This is a genomic window from Daejeonella sp. AP26 (assembly GCF_056680515.1).
This window is the reverse complement of the sequence record NZ_CM155286.1, coordinates 3254315-3269848: the sequence shown is the minus strand read 5'-3', so window position 1 is coordinate 3269848 and position 15534 is coordinate 3254315. Positions and strand designations below refer to the sequence as shown.

At 42.0% G+C, this 15534-nt stretch carries 11 protein-coding genes; 8 read left to right on the top strand and 3 right to left on the bottom strand.

The window, feature by feature from the left end; genetic code table 11:
- Positions 1–199: 199 nt before the first annotated feature.
- A complete protein-coding gene (locus AC1MCB_RS13910; RefSeq protein WP_479965309.1) occupies positions 200–3220 on the top strand; it encodes a SusC/RagA family TonB-linked outer membrane protein in 3021 nt (1006 codons plus the stop codon).
- Positions 3221–3230: 10 nt separating this feature from the next.
- Positions 3231–4601, top strand: coding sequence for a RagB/SusD family nutrient uptake outer membrane protein (locus AC1MCB_RS13905; RefSeq protein WP_479965308.1), 1371 nt, complete (start codon positions 3231–3233; stop codon positions 4599–4601).
- A 70-nt stretch (positions 4602–4671) separates the two neighbouring features.
- Here the strand turns inward: AC1MCB_RS13905 and AC1MCB_RS13900 are convergent, their stop codons facing one another.
- Both AC1MCB_RS13900 and hemW read right to left on the bottom strand, forming a co-directional pair.
- On the bottom strand, positions 4672–5223 hold the full coding sequence (locus AC1MCB_RS13900; protein ID WP_479965307.1) for a fasciclin domain-containing protein: 552 nt from the start codon (positions 5221–5223) through the stop codon (positions 4672–4674).
- A gap of 142 nt (positions 5224–5365) precedes the next feature.
- Positions 5366–6493: a radical SAM family heme chaperone HemW gene (gene hemW, locus AC1MCB_RS13895; RefSeq protein ID WP_479965306.1), complete on the bottom strand. Its 1128-nt coding sequence runs from the start codon at positions 6491–6493 to the stop codon at positions 5366–5368.
- 797 nt (positions 6494–7290) lie between these two features.
- Here hemW and AC1MCB_RS13890 point away from each other — a divergent pair.
- The 6 genes from AC1MCB_RS13890 to porN all read left to right on the top strand — a co-directional run bounded on the left by AC1MCB_RS13890 (position 7291) and on the right by porN (position 14053).
- Positions 7291–8325: a DUF4271 domain-containing protein gene (locus AC1MCB_RS13890; RefSeq protein WP_479965305.1), complete on the top strand. Its 1035-nt coding sequence runs from the start codon at positions 7291–7293 to the stop codon at positions 8323–8325.
- Positions 8326–8336: 11 nt separating this feature from the next.
- Entirely contained in the window at positions 8337–9110 is a 774-nt protein-coding gene (locus AC1MCB_RS13885; RefSeq protein WP_479965304.1) for a uroporphyrinogen-III synthase, read from the top strand.
- Between the two features lie 329 nt (positions 9111–9439).
- Positions 9440–10756 (top strand): T9SS ring complex lipoprotein PorK/GldK, encoded by a 1317-nt coding sequence (porK, locus tag AC1MCB_RS13880; protein ID WP_479965303.1) that lies wholly within the window; start codon positions 9440–9442, stop codon positions 10754–10756.
- Positions 10757–10801: 45 nt separating this feature from the next.
- Positions 10802–11602, top strand: coding sequence for a type IX secretion system motor protein PorL/GldL (porL, locus tag AC1MCB_RS13875; RefSeq protein ID WP_479965302.1), 801 nt, complete (start codon positions 10802–10804; stop codon positions 11600–11602).
- 47 nt (positions 11603–11649) lie between these two features.
- Positions 11650–13179: a type IX secretion system motor protein PorM/GldM gene (porM, locus tag AC1MCB_RS13870; protein WP_479965301.1), complete on the top strand. Its 1530-nt coding sequence runs from the start codon at positions 11650–11652 to the stop codon at positions 13177–13179.
- Positions 13180–13186: 7 nt separating this feature from the next.
- Complete coding sequence (porN, locus tag AC1MCB_RS13865) at positions 13187–14053, top strand: type IX secretion system ring subunit PorN/GldN (RefSeq protein WP_479965300.1); 867 nt, start codon at positions 13187–13189, stop codon at positions 14051–14053.
- A 529-nt stretch (positions 14054–14582) separates the two neighbouring features.
- On the opposite strand, the gene AC1MCB_RS13860 is transcribed toward porN, so the two are convergent.
- Positions 14583–15500: a PorP/SprF family type IX secretion system membrane protein gene (locus AC1MCB_RS13860; protein ID WP_479965299.1), complete on the bottom strand. Its 918-nt coding sequence runs from the start codon at positions 15498–15500 to the stop codon at positions 14583–14585.
- Positions 15501–15534: the final 34 nt, after the last annotated feature.

The following is a 15534-nucleotide window of genomic DNA, read 5'->3' as shown; positions in this document are numbered from 1 at the left end:
TTTCCTCAAGTGGACCTCTTCACTTCTTGTTTAATTTAAAGCTGTTTTCTCTTTCCACAGTTGACTATTATTAGACTTTAATTTTCTTTTCTTTCGTCTTTTGAAGGAAAATTTCCTTTCAAGAATTCTCTTTGTAACCAGAATGTTTAACATGTAACGTGTTGATATTTAGTATATTTAGTATAAAAAATTGCTAAATATGAAATCGAAATTGTTACTCTCATTTCTTGTGGTGGCAATAAGTTTTTTGCCGCTTGCATCCATGGCACAGATAACCGCTTCGGGCAGAGTTACTGAGGCCAGCACCGGGCAACCTCTTCAGGGTGTGACCGTAAAAGTAAAGGGCTCTTTAACCGGAACGGCCACGGGCACCAACGGCTCCTTCTCCTTAAACAATGTTCCCGAAAATGCTATCCTTGAATTTTCGTTCCTGGGTTATGTCAGCCAGGATGCGAGAGCGGGCTCAAATATGAACATCAGCATGCGCGAAGATTTAGCCAAACTTGAGGAAGTTGTTATTACCGGTTTAGCCACCAGCGTAAAGCGAAGTAATCTGGCAAATGCGGTCGCTACTATTTCAGCAAAAGAGTTAACCGGAACTGCGGTTTCGCAAACCCTGGAGGGAGCGCTCAATGGAAAACTGGCGGGCGCAAATATCGTTGCCGCCAGCGGTGCACCAGGAGGTGGGATTTCGGTACGGCTGCGGGGATTAACCTCTGTAAACAGTAATACCCAGCCACTGTACGTTATCGACGGTGTCTTTATAGATAATTCCTCCATTTCCGGGGGATTGAACACAGTCACTCAAGCTTCCCGGGGAGCCAGCAGTACGTCTAACCAGGATAATCCGTCTAACCGGATAGCTGATCTAAACCCTGCAGATATTGAAAGTGTAGAGGTGCTGAAAGGAGCGTCGGCCGCAGCAATATATGGATCCCTGGCGTCTTCAGGGGTTGTGATCATTACTACCAAAAAAGGAGCGTCCGGGAAAACCAAGATTTCTTTTTCTCAGAATATTGGATATTCTACGGCAAGTAAGCTTTTAGGTGTAAGCCCCTGGAACGAAGACAAGATTCAGGCATTTTTCCAATCAGTTACTGCGGGAGTCGTAACCAACCAGCCCGCAGTTGATGCTCAGAAAGCACTCTATAGGAATGCGGTGACAAGCGGCAAAATCTATGACTATGAAAAAGAGCTATATGGCAATAAGGGCTTGCTTTCAGGTTCATCCCTGAGTCTTTCAGGAGGCGATGATAAAACGAAATTTCTAATTTCAGGACTCTACCAGGATGAAGAGGGGATAATTTCATCAACAGGATACAAAAAGGCTTCCGTAAGGGCAAATGTTGATCACCGGATATCCAACAGGTTTAACGTATCAATAAGTACTAACTACGTTAATTCTTCCACAGATAGAGGGTTAACCAATAATGATAATACAGGTGTATCTCTTGGGGTAGCTTTAGCAAACACACCCACCTATGCTGACTTGTTTCCTGATGCCAATGGCGTATATCCCAGGAATCCGTATGCAGCCTCGAACCCCCTTGAAACCCGCGACCTAATGACTAATAACGAAAAAGTCAACCGGTTTATTGGAGGCGGCACATTCACTGCCTTTTTGCAGGAAGGAGAAGAATCCACCACTAAAATGATTGTCAGAGGAGGAATGGATTACTATAATTTACATACACGGGCCATCTTTCCTAATACCCTGCAATTTCAATCAGGCGGCAACGGTACCGATGGAGCTTCAATACAGGGCAATACCAATAATTTCAATACTAACATCTCAGCTTACCTGGTTAATAGCTATGCAGCTTTGGATAAAAAATTGAACTTTACCACCTCGGGCGGGGCGACTATGGAGGACTTTGACCAGAATCAAATCCTGAATGCGGCGACCAGGCTCACCGGTTCACAAACAAACTTAAACCAGGCATCCGCGGTAACGGTTTTCCAGCAACGTATACCACGCAAGAACCGTGGACTGTTTGTTCAGGAAGAAATTAATTTTGATGACAAAATCATTCTTAACGGAGGTGTTCGTTTTGATAAATCTTCTGACAATGCGGATGTTAACAAATATGAAACCTTCCCGAAAGTATCCCTGGCCCTTAATGTGGCCAATTTTGGCTTTTGGACATTAGACGCGATTAACCAACTGAAGCTTAGAGCAGCTTATGGCGAATCGGGAAATTTCCCCCCTTTCGGATCGAAGTACACAGTTTTTTCTCCAGCAAATATTGGTGGGTTTGGCGGTACTTTTATAGGAGTGGTGAACTCCCAGGGTTTTGTTCAGCGTGGCAATGATCAAATCAAGCAGGAGCGCCAGCAGGAATTTGAAACAGGCTTCGACCTGAGCTTACTAGAAGGAAAAATAGCCTTAGATGCCACTTACTATAACCGTGAAGGCAAGGATCTGATATTCACTCAGAATGTTCCCTCATCATCCGGTTTTGTCCAGAAGTTTATCAACGGAGGCACATTACGAAATAGGGGAGTTGAACTGGGTTTAACAGTTTCCCCTGTAAGTTCAGCTAACTTTAAATGGAATTCGAGAACCAGCTTCTGGCTGAACAGGTCAAAAATGGTCAAACTCGATATTCCAGCATTTAACGTAGGGGCTTTTAGTAATAATTTAGGTTCGTTTAGGATTGAAGAGGGCAAATCCGCCACCCAGATAGTAGGCGTAGACGGGCCGCAAGGAGTGGTAGTGTTGGGTGATGCCGAGCCCAAGTTTCAAATGAGCTTTTCAAACGATCTTACGATACTTAAGAATCTGACCCTCAGTTTTGTGCTACACTGGAAGAATGGCGGGCAGAATATCAACCTGACTGAGTTTTTAACTGACCTTGGCGGAACGACCAGGGACTACAGCGATGATGATGACGGTGATGGGATTAATAATGCAACTGAGCGAATTAATAACTTTGGGGTAACAGCAAGAGGGTTTGTTAAGGACGCCAATTATCTGCGTTTAAGAGATGCGGGCTTGTATTATACCTTTCCAGCCGTTTGGGTAAAAAATGCTTTTAACGATGTGGTTTCAAACGTAAAGTTGGGTGTATCAGCTACAAATCTATTTACAATCACCCCGTATGAAAGTTATGATCCTGAAGTTTCAAATTTTGGAGCTGCAGGCTTCTCTACAGCGGTAGAAGTAACCCCTTACCCCTCTGCTAAACGGATGTTCTTCAATTTATCACTTGATTTTTAAGCCCTAAGCCATGAGAAAAGTTAAATTTCATCTGAAAAATAGAACCGGCATTTTAGGTGCTTTGCTGTGTTTTATTATGATCATCGTTCCCGGTTGTGAACTTGATGATACGGTGGATCCCAATAATCCAAGCCTGGAAGGAGTACTGCAGAATGCGGGAATTCCAGAATTAAATAACCTGGTAACAGGCACTGAATCCGGTATGCGTGATCAGCTTTCGTTTTACATTGATGATTACGGAGCTGTTGGAAGAGAAATGTTCCGGTTCTCGGGTTCCGACCCGCGTTATACTCAAGACTTAATGGGCGCGGGTAATGCGGTGTTGGACAATAATTCATTTTATACGACAAGGCCTTGGAATGCCTTTTACCGGACTGTGAAAAACTGTAATATTCTTATTCAAGCAGTCGGAAATACTTCTAAAGCAACCGAAGAACAGAAACAGGGATACCTCGGTTTTGCCAATACCATTAAGGCCTACCATTTATTGCTGACACTTAACTTGTACAATAAAAATGGGATAAGGATAGAAGTAAATGACCCCGATAACCTCGGCCCAATAGTGCCCCCAGCTGAGGCATTAACTGAGATTGCATCTTTGCTCGAGCAGGGTAACACGCAGATAAATGCTGCCGGTACGACTCTTGCATACCCGCTTTCGGACGGGTTTGACGGATTTGATACACCCGCGGGTTTTGCCAGATTTAACCGTGCGCTTGCAGCCAGAGTTGCAGTTTACCGCGAAAAGTTTCCCGAAGCCCTTACACACCTTAGTAATTCTTTTTTGAGCTTGACAGGCGATTTGAATACCGGAGTTTATCATGTCTTTTCGGGTGCTAGCGGTGACCAGGTGAACCCTGTGTTTCTACCCCCCAATGCAACCGGAGAGGTTAGGTTGGCCCATCCAACTTTTAGAAGTGATGCAATTGCCGCTGGCGAAGGGAATGATCTCCGCTTGAATAAAGTATCACTTCGTACTACTCCCGCAACTCTGAGCAACTTAACCGGAACTCACGATGTTGCCCTATATAAAACTAATACTGATCGGATCCCAATTATCCGGAACGAGGAATTAGTTTTGATATATGCAGAAGCTAGTATCCGTACCGGAGCTTTTGCAAATGCTGTTGTTGCTTTGAACAGGATCAGGACCGCTAACAATTTACTTCCATACGCCGGAGCAGTAACCGAGGCAGCATTAACTAATGAAACGCTTAAACAAAGGCGGTATTCCTTATTTATGGAGGGACATCGCTGGGTGGATATGCGCCGGTACGGGCGGCTGGCGCAATTACCCATTGATCGAGTTGGTGATAATGTTTGGGAATGTTTCCCTATTCCATTTGCAGAAAATGTGGCCACGGCCAACCAATGTCAGTAACTTTCTTTATAATCTCATTGATAGAAATCCCGGCAAATAAAACCGGGATTTTTATCAATAATTAACTGATTTATTTTGGCATAACCACGCTATCGACCACATGAATTACTCCGTTTTTTTGGTAGACATCAGCAATAGTCACAATAGATGTTCCACCATTTTCGTCCGTTAGAATCAAATTCTTGCCATTCATGGAAGCAGATAATTTCCCACCACTTACCGTTGTGAATTCGGCCTTTCCATTCCCTGCTTTAATAGCTTTTGCAATATCAGCTGCACCATAACGGCCGGAAACTACATGATAGGTTAAGATCTTAGTTAGGGTAGCTTTATTTTCAGGCTTAACCAACTCGCCAACCGTTCCTGCCGGAAGTTTATCGAAGGCCGCATTAGTCGGTGCGAAAACTGTAAAAGGCCCTGCAGTCTTTAGTGTTTCTACTAACCCAGCAGCAGTTACGGCAGCTACCAGAGTGGTATGGTCTTTTGAATTAACGGCATTGTCTACAATGTCTTTTGCGGGATACATCTCTGCACCGCCGACCATTTTAGTGTTTTGAGCAAAAGTTTGCGTGCTGATTACAGCAGATGCTAGTGTAATAGCCAAAATGAGAATTTTTTTCATGTTGATTGAGTTAGTTGTGATTTAAGTTCAACTACGGCAATCACATAAGTCTGGATTTTATCTTTTTAATAAAAAGCCGAAATGCGGTTGATTTCTTAGAGACTGGAAACGGTAACTTTCAAAATATCTGTTTTAAAAATATCTACCCAACAAAAAGCTCCGATGCAATATGATCAGCATATAACTTACCATTTCTTGTTAAGGTCACTAGCGAAGCATTCTGATCAACCCAATTTTTATCAGCAAATCTGGCCAGATCGTTTTCAATCTCCGAGCGGTAGCCGCTTCCGAACTTTTCGGTTATCCTTTCCAGGTTCATTCCCGCCGCTGTTCTTAGGGAGGTCATAATATATTCGTTAATCTGGTTCTCCTCTGTCAAATTTTCCAATTCAGCAGGAATTACACCTTTCCCTATTGAATTCATGTAATGAGTATTATTAGCCACATTCCACTGACGGACACTGTCTTTATAGGAATGTGCTGAAGGCCCGATTCCCAGGTAGGGTATTCCATTCCAATAATTTGAGTTATGACGAGAGTAGTGCCCCGGTCTGGCGAAATTCGAGATCTCGTAATGCTCAAAGCCACTCTCCTGAAGCGACTCCATCAACATCAGAAACTGGTCAGCACTTTGTGCTTCATTCATAGCCTGCTGTTTGCCCTTGCGGATGAAGGAGGCAAGAGCAGTAGCTGGCTCAACGGTCATGCTGTAAGCCGAGACATGCGGAACACCAAATTCAATTACTTGTTGGATGTTCGAATCCCATTTCTCATTGCTAAGCAGCGGATAACCGTAAATGAGGTCAACAGTGATATTTTCAAAGCCGGCATCCTGCACCCGTTTTACAGAACTTTCTGCCTCCCGCGAATTGTGTGCACGATTCATCCAGATCAAATCTTCCTCGAAAAAAGACTGGATACCGATACTGAATCGGTTGATTAAGGTCTGTTTTAACTCTTTTACCTTCTGGGGGTGCAGGTCATCCGGGTTCGCTTCCAGAGTGATTTCCGGACTTTTGCTCACCGTAAAGTTCTCATAAATGTCCGCAACAATTAGCTTCAGGTCGTCGGCCGACAGGATCGAGGGAGTGCCCCCACCAAAATAGATCGTTTCAATGGGCGCATTATCTAAAAAGCCTTTTTGAAGAATTAGTTCCGCGCGTATTGCGGCAATCATTTCATCCTTGTAACGAATGGAAGTGCTGAAATGAAAATCGCAGTAGTGACAAGCTTTTTTACAAAAGGGGATATGAAGATAGATTCCGGCCATAGCCGCAAATTTAAGCTTATTTTGAATGATCGATGTGACGTAAAATGATCGTAGTTGGCTTTAAGTCAATTATAACAATTGATGATAGCCCCCTCTTAACTCCTGCCTTCTGATCTGCTTGCAACAATTACGATAAACGAAGCTGTCCGAAATAGTCGCAAAACCCCGCATTGACATAACCAAAAGTTGTCTCATTTTAGTTCTTTTTTAGTTCTTGGTCAGCATCTCTTTTACTCTAACTTACCCGGATACTCTTTGCTGACTTATATCACGACTAGCACTGATAAATAAATGGTTTTGCAATTCAAATAACCTTATTGAAATTTAATAGTGATTTGATAGTAACCTGATAGTAGAAAACTACTAGCGAACTACTAGGAAACTACTAGGAAACTACTACGAAAGCCCTACCAAACCTGAAACAGCTCAGCGTGTCTTATACTAGGATTAGGAGAGTGGAAAATGAACTGTGTCAAAAAGTAAAAAACATACTTTAGCCGCAGTTTATCATGAAGAAGAAAGAGGAGCTCGATTACGGGTCCAAGCTCTAAGGCCGTTTCTACCAGTATTTATGCGGGAAATATTCTAACCGCCTGCGGATAAATTTGCCCCATAGTGAGGAGCCTATTCCCTGACCAGTCAATGCGGAGTTTAAACTTAGATTTAAAAGTGGGACAGGGGGGTTGCTATGGCCGTTTTTTTTAAGCGGTTAATGCTATGGATTGAATGTCTTTGAGATAATTAATTAATTTTCAAGTAACATTGGATGCAGAAAACCACTTAATAAAGATGTAAATTTGCAAATCGGCAAAATAAACTTTGGAATTTCAAAAGTAGATATGGTTAGGAGTTTGATTGGGTTTTTGATTCTTTTTGTGCTTTTGCAGGGAACTGCACATGCGCAATCTGATACTCTGCCTGGTAAGCCAGATATTGCAAAGCCTGACCCAGCTTACCGTCGCGATGCGATAGACGCAGCTGAATTCAAATTTAACCAGTTAAGGCTGGATTCTATAAAGAAAATTGGCGATTCTCTTTCCAGAGTATGGATCGCAGCACCGGATCCTAACCGACCGAATCGCTTCTTAGACAGCCTGATCGATCTTTATAAGGTTGAGAATTTTGACTTCGCAGCATGGGCCAAGAAGTTTCCTCAAAAAAGTACTCGGTTTAATGAAGGAAAGGTGCGTTTAACAGGGGAGACGTGGGTTTTGGCGGCTATTATGGTGCTGGTTTTGTTTTTTGCTATTCTGAAAAACGCATTCTCTAAAGAGCTTAGATCAATTGTCGAGTCGTTTTATAGTGATCGTACACTTAGTCAGATCAACAAGGAAGATAACCTTTTCAGTTCATGGCCATTCTTATTCTTATATCTGCTTTTCGGCCTTACCATGGGAATGTTTTTATACCTGTCGGGTAAGCACTTTCAGCTTGAATATGAGTACAAAGGTTTTGAATGGTTTTTAATCCTGTCGGCCTTTGTAATTGGCTTGTTCACGCTGAAAATTATTGTATTGAGAGTTCTTGGTTTCTTTTTTGGTATTCAAAAGCTAGTTAAAGAATATGTAACCATCTTATACCTGAGTTATTTTAATGCGGCGCTTATTTTTATACCGCTGGTTATTGCCTATAGCCTTACGCCTCAGCGATACGCCGGAGTGTATACTTATATGGCAATATTGTTCATTGTTGTGGTCTTCGCCATGCAATTTTTACGGGCGGGAAAGAACGTCCTGTCAGGCTCTCATTTTTCAAAATTCTATTTATTTATATACCTTTGTGCCCTCGAAATCTGCCCAGTAATCATTCTAATCAAAGCACTTAGGTTCTAAGCCGAAAAACTATGCAAGCATCTACCGACGCTAGAAAGAACAAAAAAGTTAAAAGTATCCTTGTCACCCTTCCCAAACCAGAAACTGATAAGTCACCCTATTTTGAACTAGCTAAAAAATATAATCTTAAAATCGATTTTCGATCGTTCATACATGTAGAAGGAGTACCTGCTAAAGAATTTCGTAAAGAGAAAATCAATCTTGCAGAAATCACTGCAATTATTTTTACCAGCCGGAACGCAGTGGATCATTTTTTCCGCGTTTGCGAAGAACTGCGGTATGACGTGCCGGCAGACATGAAATACTTTTGTATCTCAGAAACCATTGCTCTTTACCTCCAGAAGTATATCCAGTATCGTAAGCGCAAGATATTTTTCGGCAAACAGAGTGCACTTGATCTGGCTGAGGTGTTAAAGAAGCACACTGCAGAAAAATTCCTTTATCCATGTTCAGATGTGGCTGCTGAGGAAACTCAGAAATTTTTGCTGGAAAACGGATACGACTATAAATCTGCGGTTTTATTCCGTACGGTTTGTAGTGATTTGTCTGACCTGGCAGAAGTCTTTTATGATGTAATTGCTTTTTTCAGCCCTTCCAGCATTCAGTCGTTGTTTATTAACTTCCCGAACTTTGTACAAAATAACACCCGGATTGCAGCCTTCGGCGCCAGTACTCATAAGGCTGTGATTGATCATAATTTGATATTAGATATTCCCGCACCCACCCCCAATGCCCCAAGCATGACTATGGCCATCGAGCAATATATTAAGCTAGTCAACAAATAAGTTACCTAATCCGGTAAAATAGCCGTTGCTTTAAAAAGATTATTAAATCTATCTGCAATCTGATAGCGCATTTTTAAAACATTTTTTATTTTAGGGGAAACATTTATCTAATTTCCTACGTAAAGCAAAAATAATTTTAAGTTAATAGAATACGGCATTACAATAGCGTTTTATATTATCCAGTAAAATTAGATAGTTTCAGCCCTATGTTTAAATGTAAAAGTTACATTGAGACCTGGTAGAAAAGTATTCTTTTTATGCAGATAACGTGTTTTTTGTATATATTCGAGATAGTTTTGAAGTAGGAATACAACCTGAGAACAACCCAAATGAGAAAAATTTATTTTAGCGCTTTTATAGCTATTGCCGTTTTGGCAAGCAGTTGTGGTAAAGGTGGGTCTAACGGCGAACTGATTGGCGTCTCTAATAAGAAGTTTAGAAATAACGAAGTTCCATACGGAATGGTATACGTTCCGGCAGGAACTTTTATTATGGGGCAAACCGATCAGGATATCACATTCGCGCAAGTTTCTCAGAACAAGCAAGTTACTATTCAGGCTTTTTACATGGATGAGACGGAGATAACTAACAGTGAATATCGCCAGTTTGTAAACTGGGTCAGAGATTCCATCGCTGTTACTACTTATCTTCAGGATGATAAGTTCTATCTGCAACCTAAGGGAAAGGGAGCTACAAACACTACAGGTAAGAAATACATTGACTGGAAGAAAGTTGGTGATGGGTCCAGTATCTGGAGTGGTAAGGGGGCAGCAGCTAACGCCAGTAAACTTGAGGCAATGTATTACCAGGGCGAAGACCGTGTATTCGATCGCAATGAGTTGGATATTCGTCTTCTGAAATACAATTTTGCCATCATGAAATTGCGTGAAGCATCTAACTTCCGCAATGACAAATCTAAAAAGAGGTCAGATTTCATCATGCGTGATACCGTTGCCATTTATCCGGATACGCTGAGTTGGTTATCGGATTTTGCCTATGCACAGAACGAGCCGATGACACAGGGATATTTTTCTCACCCGGCATTTGCCAATTACCCCGTAGTAGGAGTAAGCTGGCGGCAGGCTCGTGCCTTCACTGTTTGGCGGACTCGTTTTAACGAATCATACAGAGAGAGTCGTGGAATTCCGATTCGGTCTGAATACGCCCTGCCTACTGAAGCAGAATTTGAATATGCAGCCCGCGGCGGTCGTGTTGGAACCAGCTATCCATGGGGCGGACCTTACATCCGCAATGCGAAAGGTTGTTTAATGGCCAACTTTAAGCCAGGTCGTGGTAATTACATCGATGATGGAGGTACTTTCACTGTCAACGTCAGATCGTACTATCCTAACGATTTTGGTCTATACAATATGTCGGGTAACGTTGCCGAGTGGACTTCATCTGCTTATGATGAATCAGCTTCTACCTTCGTTCACGACTTAAACCCTACATTTAATTATGAAGCCCGCGCTGAGGATCCGGAGGTTTTAAAGCGTAAAGTTGTACGCGGTGGTTCATGGAAAGATATTGGTTATTTCCTTCAAAACTCGGCAAATACGTTTGAATATCAGGACACCTCAAAGTCGTACATTGGCTTCCGTTGCATCTCCAAATACCAGGGACGTGACATCAATGACAAACGTTAATATTCAATTTAATCATCTTAAAAATCTCTAAATCTTATAATTTTTATGGCTAAGAAAGCTAAATTCAAATTGGGTATTAATTCCTTAATATCCTGGGGTGCAACTGTTGTTATCATTGGACTGATGTTCAAGATTTTACACTGGAAAGGTGGTGAGATGATGATTGCTGCGGGTTTGATTACAGAAGCTATATTGTTTTTTGTTATGGGATTTCAGCAAGAGCCAAAAGATCCCGAATGGGCACGTGTTTATCCGGAGTTAGATGAGGATTTTGATGGAGAATTACCAAAATCCAGCAACCGCGTGGCACAATCGTCAGTTTCCTCCACTGCCGCATTGGATAAAATGATGGAAGATGCGAAGATAGGACCTGATTTGATTGAGAGCCTGGGAACCGGCTTACGTACTTTTGGCGATAAAGTAGCAAGTATATCCAGCATTGCTGATGCGTCAGGAGCAACAAATGAATTTACAAGTAAGGTGAAAACAGCTTCACAGAAATTTGACGGGTTAAGCGTTGCCTTCGATAAAGCAACCGGAAGTCTGTCTGAAATGGCTGAAACTAATATTGATTCAAAGGCCTATCATGAGCAAGTAAATCATCTTGCTAAGAATCTCTCAGCATTAAATGCAGTATATGAGTTGGAACTTCAGGATTCAAGTGCGCATTTGAAATCAATGAATAAGTTCTACCAAAACCTATCAGCGACGATGCAGAACTTTAATGAGTCTATGGAAGATTCAAAAATGTTTAAAGAAGAGGTTGGCCGTCTAGCGAAAAACTTGTCCTCTCTAAATTCTATCTACGGAAATATGCTTTCCGCCATGAATCAGCCTCGTGTTTAAACCAGTCATAATTCATAATACAATTAACACTTTAACAAAAAAGACACATGGCTGGAGGTAAACAAACCCCAAGACAACGTATGATTGGAATACTATACCTGGTTTTGCTGGGTTTAGTAGCGCTGAATGTAAGTGATTCAATTTTAGATGCCTTCAAAAATTTAACAGATAGTTTAACAGCCTCCACTCAAAACGTTCAAAACGGTGTGGATAATACTTTCGCCGCCTTCGAGGCAACCAAGTTAAAGGAAGAGCCCGTACGAGCTAAGCCGATCTATGATCGCGCTAAGAAGGCGAGCCAGTATGCCCGCGAACTTGACGCGCACATTGAAGAGTTGAAAAAGCTTTTTGTAAAGGAAGGCGATGGATACAACGAGGCAACCGGTGATATCAATAAAAGAGATAACCTGGATATTGCCCCACGATTAATGATTAACCAAAAACGCGGAGAAGTATTAAAGAAAAAGATAAATGATACCCGCGCTAAACTGCTTGCATTATTAGATGAGAAAGAACGCAACGGAGTGAATTTTTCTCTTCACGCTGTTGATCCGCCAAGCAGGGCAGGGGTGCGTAAAACCTGGGAGCAAATGAACTTTGGTGATGGAATTCCGTTGACTGCTGCTATTACGGCTCTCTCAAAGATTCAGGCTGATACGAAGAATGCAGAGTCTGAAACTGTGAAGAAGATTTTAGGTAAAATGGATCAGGCGGTAGTTAACCTTGATCAATTTGCTGCGGTCGCAGTTGCTCCAACATCATATGTTATTGCGGGACAGCCTTATACTGCTGAAGTATTTTTAACTGCTTATGATTCAAAATCGAACCCTTCTATTTCGGTAGGCGGTAGTAACCTGCAGGTAAGAGATGGAAAGGGAGTATATTCTGTAAATACCGGCAGCGAAGGTGTCTTCTCATGGGTAGGTACGGTACGTGTTAAACAGACAGATGGTTCAGTGAAAGAATACCGTACTGCAGAACAAAAATATCAGGTGTCACGTCCTTCGGCAGTAGTGTCTCCGGACAAGATGAATGTGTTTTATATTGGCGTTCCCAATCCGGTATCGGTATCTGCTCCGGGTATACCAAAAGAAAATCTTCGGGTAAGTATGACTGGTGGCAGTATCTCTGGTTCTAACGGAAAATATACAGTGAATGTAAGCTCTGCCGGAGCAGCTAAAGTAAATGTATCAGCAGAAATAAACGGTAAAGTACAAAATATTGGTAGTAGTGATTTTAGAGTTAAGCGTATTCCTGATCCTAAAGCAAAATTTGCCGGAAAGACAGGAGGAACAATGAGCTCGGTAGTTATTAAATCTCAAAATTCGATCTTCGCTATATTAGAGAACTTTGACTTTGATGCGAAGTTTAAAGTGACCCGGTTTAACCTGGTAATTGCAAGGCCTCGGGCTGATGCAGTGATACTACAAACCAACGGAAATACGTTAAGTTCACAGATGCAGGCTGCAATGAATGGAGTAACTCCGGGCACAAGGGTAATTTTCGATAACATCGTGGCCGTGGGCCCTGATGGAACACAACGTCAATTAGACGGAATTGTATTAACAGCAAATTAATCAGGTTATGAAAACGAACTTGTTAACCTTAGCTTTCCTTATTCTAGGTGCCTCAGCATTTGCTCAGGCTCCTAATTTAAACAATAGTACTAAACCTACTCCGGTTGACCGGCCGGTTGATGGCTACTATAAAAAGACGAACATCCTGGATGCTAAGGTGACTCCGTATGCTCACCTTCGTGAGTTGGACGTCATGTTCAGCAAACGTGTATGGCGTGAGATCGATCTTCGCGATAAGATGAATATGGTGTTTGCATCGCCAAAAGGTCGCCTGATTGATATCATTATGGAAGCAGTGATGGCTGGTGAGCTTACCGCTTATGATGCAACCTCTACTAAAGAGGATGTTAATGGTGATGAATTCTCAACTTTGCTACAACCTGAGCAGGCAATGGGTCGATTTGCAGACAGTGTTCTGGTGCCGATTTTTGATGATGAAGGCAATCAAACAGGGACAACAGTTAAAGCAGGTGAGTTTAATGCTGACAGTATTGTGAAGTTTAGAATCAAAGAAGATTGGATTTTCGATAAGCAGCGATCAGTATTTGAACCACGGATTATTGGTATTGCTCCTATGGTTAAGGTAAAGGCTGCCGGTCAGACCCTTGATGATCAGCCGGCTTTCTGGATCTATTTCCCTGAAGTAAGGCAAATACTGGTGACTAAGGAGGTTGTCAACCGTCGCAACGACGCTACAGGATTAAGCTATGATGATATATTTATGAAGCGCTTGTTTGCTAGTTATATCGTTAAAGAATCTAACCCGGAAGATCTGAGAATTAAAGATTACGCCCAGGGAATTGACAGATTACAGGAGTCAGAGCGGATCAGAAAAGATTTGATGAACCGCGAACATGATCTTTGGTCGTACTAACAACACATTATATGATTTTGAAAAAGCTTTCCGAATGGAGGGCTTTTTTTTCGAGTTAGTTTTCGGCTTTTGATGGCTAAGGCCTAAGCCGACATACTGCTCAAGTGTAGGGTACAGATTTTACTATACGGCTAGAACCTTTCCGGCAGGCTTGCCGGTAGAACTGCCAATATCAGCTTAATTTCGAAACGCATTTGTCACCAGTACTGTCCAATCGCCTGCCCAGCGACCGCTGTACCAATTGAGCAAAAATAGCTATGGCAAAGGGAAGCAATCGCTGGAGAGCTGATTTTCGAATACATGGATAATTTTACGTTACCAATGCACATTTATCAAGAAGTTTGTGGTAAGATCAATGCAGTTTTGTTTGTGCAAGCAGGAAGCGCTTATTCGCCTGGTCAGTACGGCACTTAAGATGTGTTCAAGAGTAAGAAAGGTAGACGAGTTAAATTGTGAGATCAGGTAGATTTATAAATCGTGAATCACCTAAACAGCGTTGAAATTTTATCGGTTTTGAGCAGTACTTAGGTTAGAAATAACACTTTGGCTGATTACGTCCTTTAACTCCTATTCGAAACTGCAGCATTACTTCGTGAGACCCTTTCTGCACCTTAGATAAAGCGGTATGAGCTACGTCATAGGAATAACCGAATTGAATGTTGTTAGTGACATATAATGAAGCCACGGCACTAAATGAATCCATTGTACGGTAGGAGGCGCCCAGCCAGAGAGTTTCATTAAGCAGAACATTAGCGTTCATATCAAATTGAATCGGCGACCCGTTAACGTATTTAATTAAAAGGTTAGGCTTAATCTTGACGCTATTAGAAAGCTTTGCAAGATAGCCGCCCTGCAACATATAGTGAGGCCTGGTTTCTGTTGCAGTTTCAGATAAAGAAAGGTTTGTATAGTAAAAGTGTGGTGAAGAAACTCCCACATAATACTTATCGGAAAACATCATAACACCTAAACCAAAGTTACCGCGTATAGAACTCTCATTTTCAAATAGCGGGTCATTTATGGAGCCAGGACTGTCACCATATAGTTCTGAGTAACTTGCTTTAAAGCTGCTCAGGCCACCGTTGATGCCAACTGCAAGGTATGTCTTTAATCCCACTGCTACCCTTTGAGTCAAGGTTAAATAACCTCCGGTTTCGGTTATCACTTCACCTATCTGATCTCTTAAAATTTGTGCACCAACAAACGTATTTGATTGTTTAATAGGCGTATGCAGGGAAACAGTTTGAGTGTTTGGAGAACCTTCAAATCCAACCCACTGGTGACGGGATAACATGGTAACAGCCATCTGCTCATCAACCGCAATATACGCCGGGTTAATGGCCATGGTGTTAAACATGTATTGGGTATACATTGCTTTCTGCTGACCGAGGGCATTGAGCCCTAAACCGCAGAGAAAAACAAATACTGATAACCCTTTAACTTTCATTTCTTTAAGCAAATGACTTATTGATTTTAAGTCA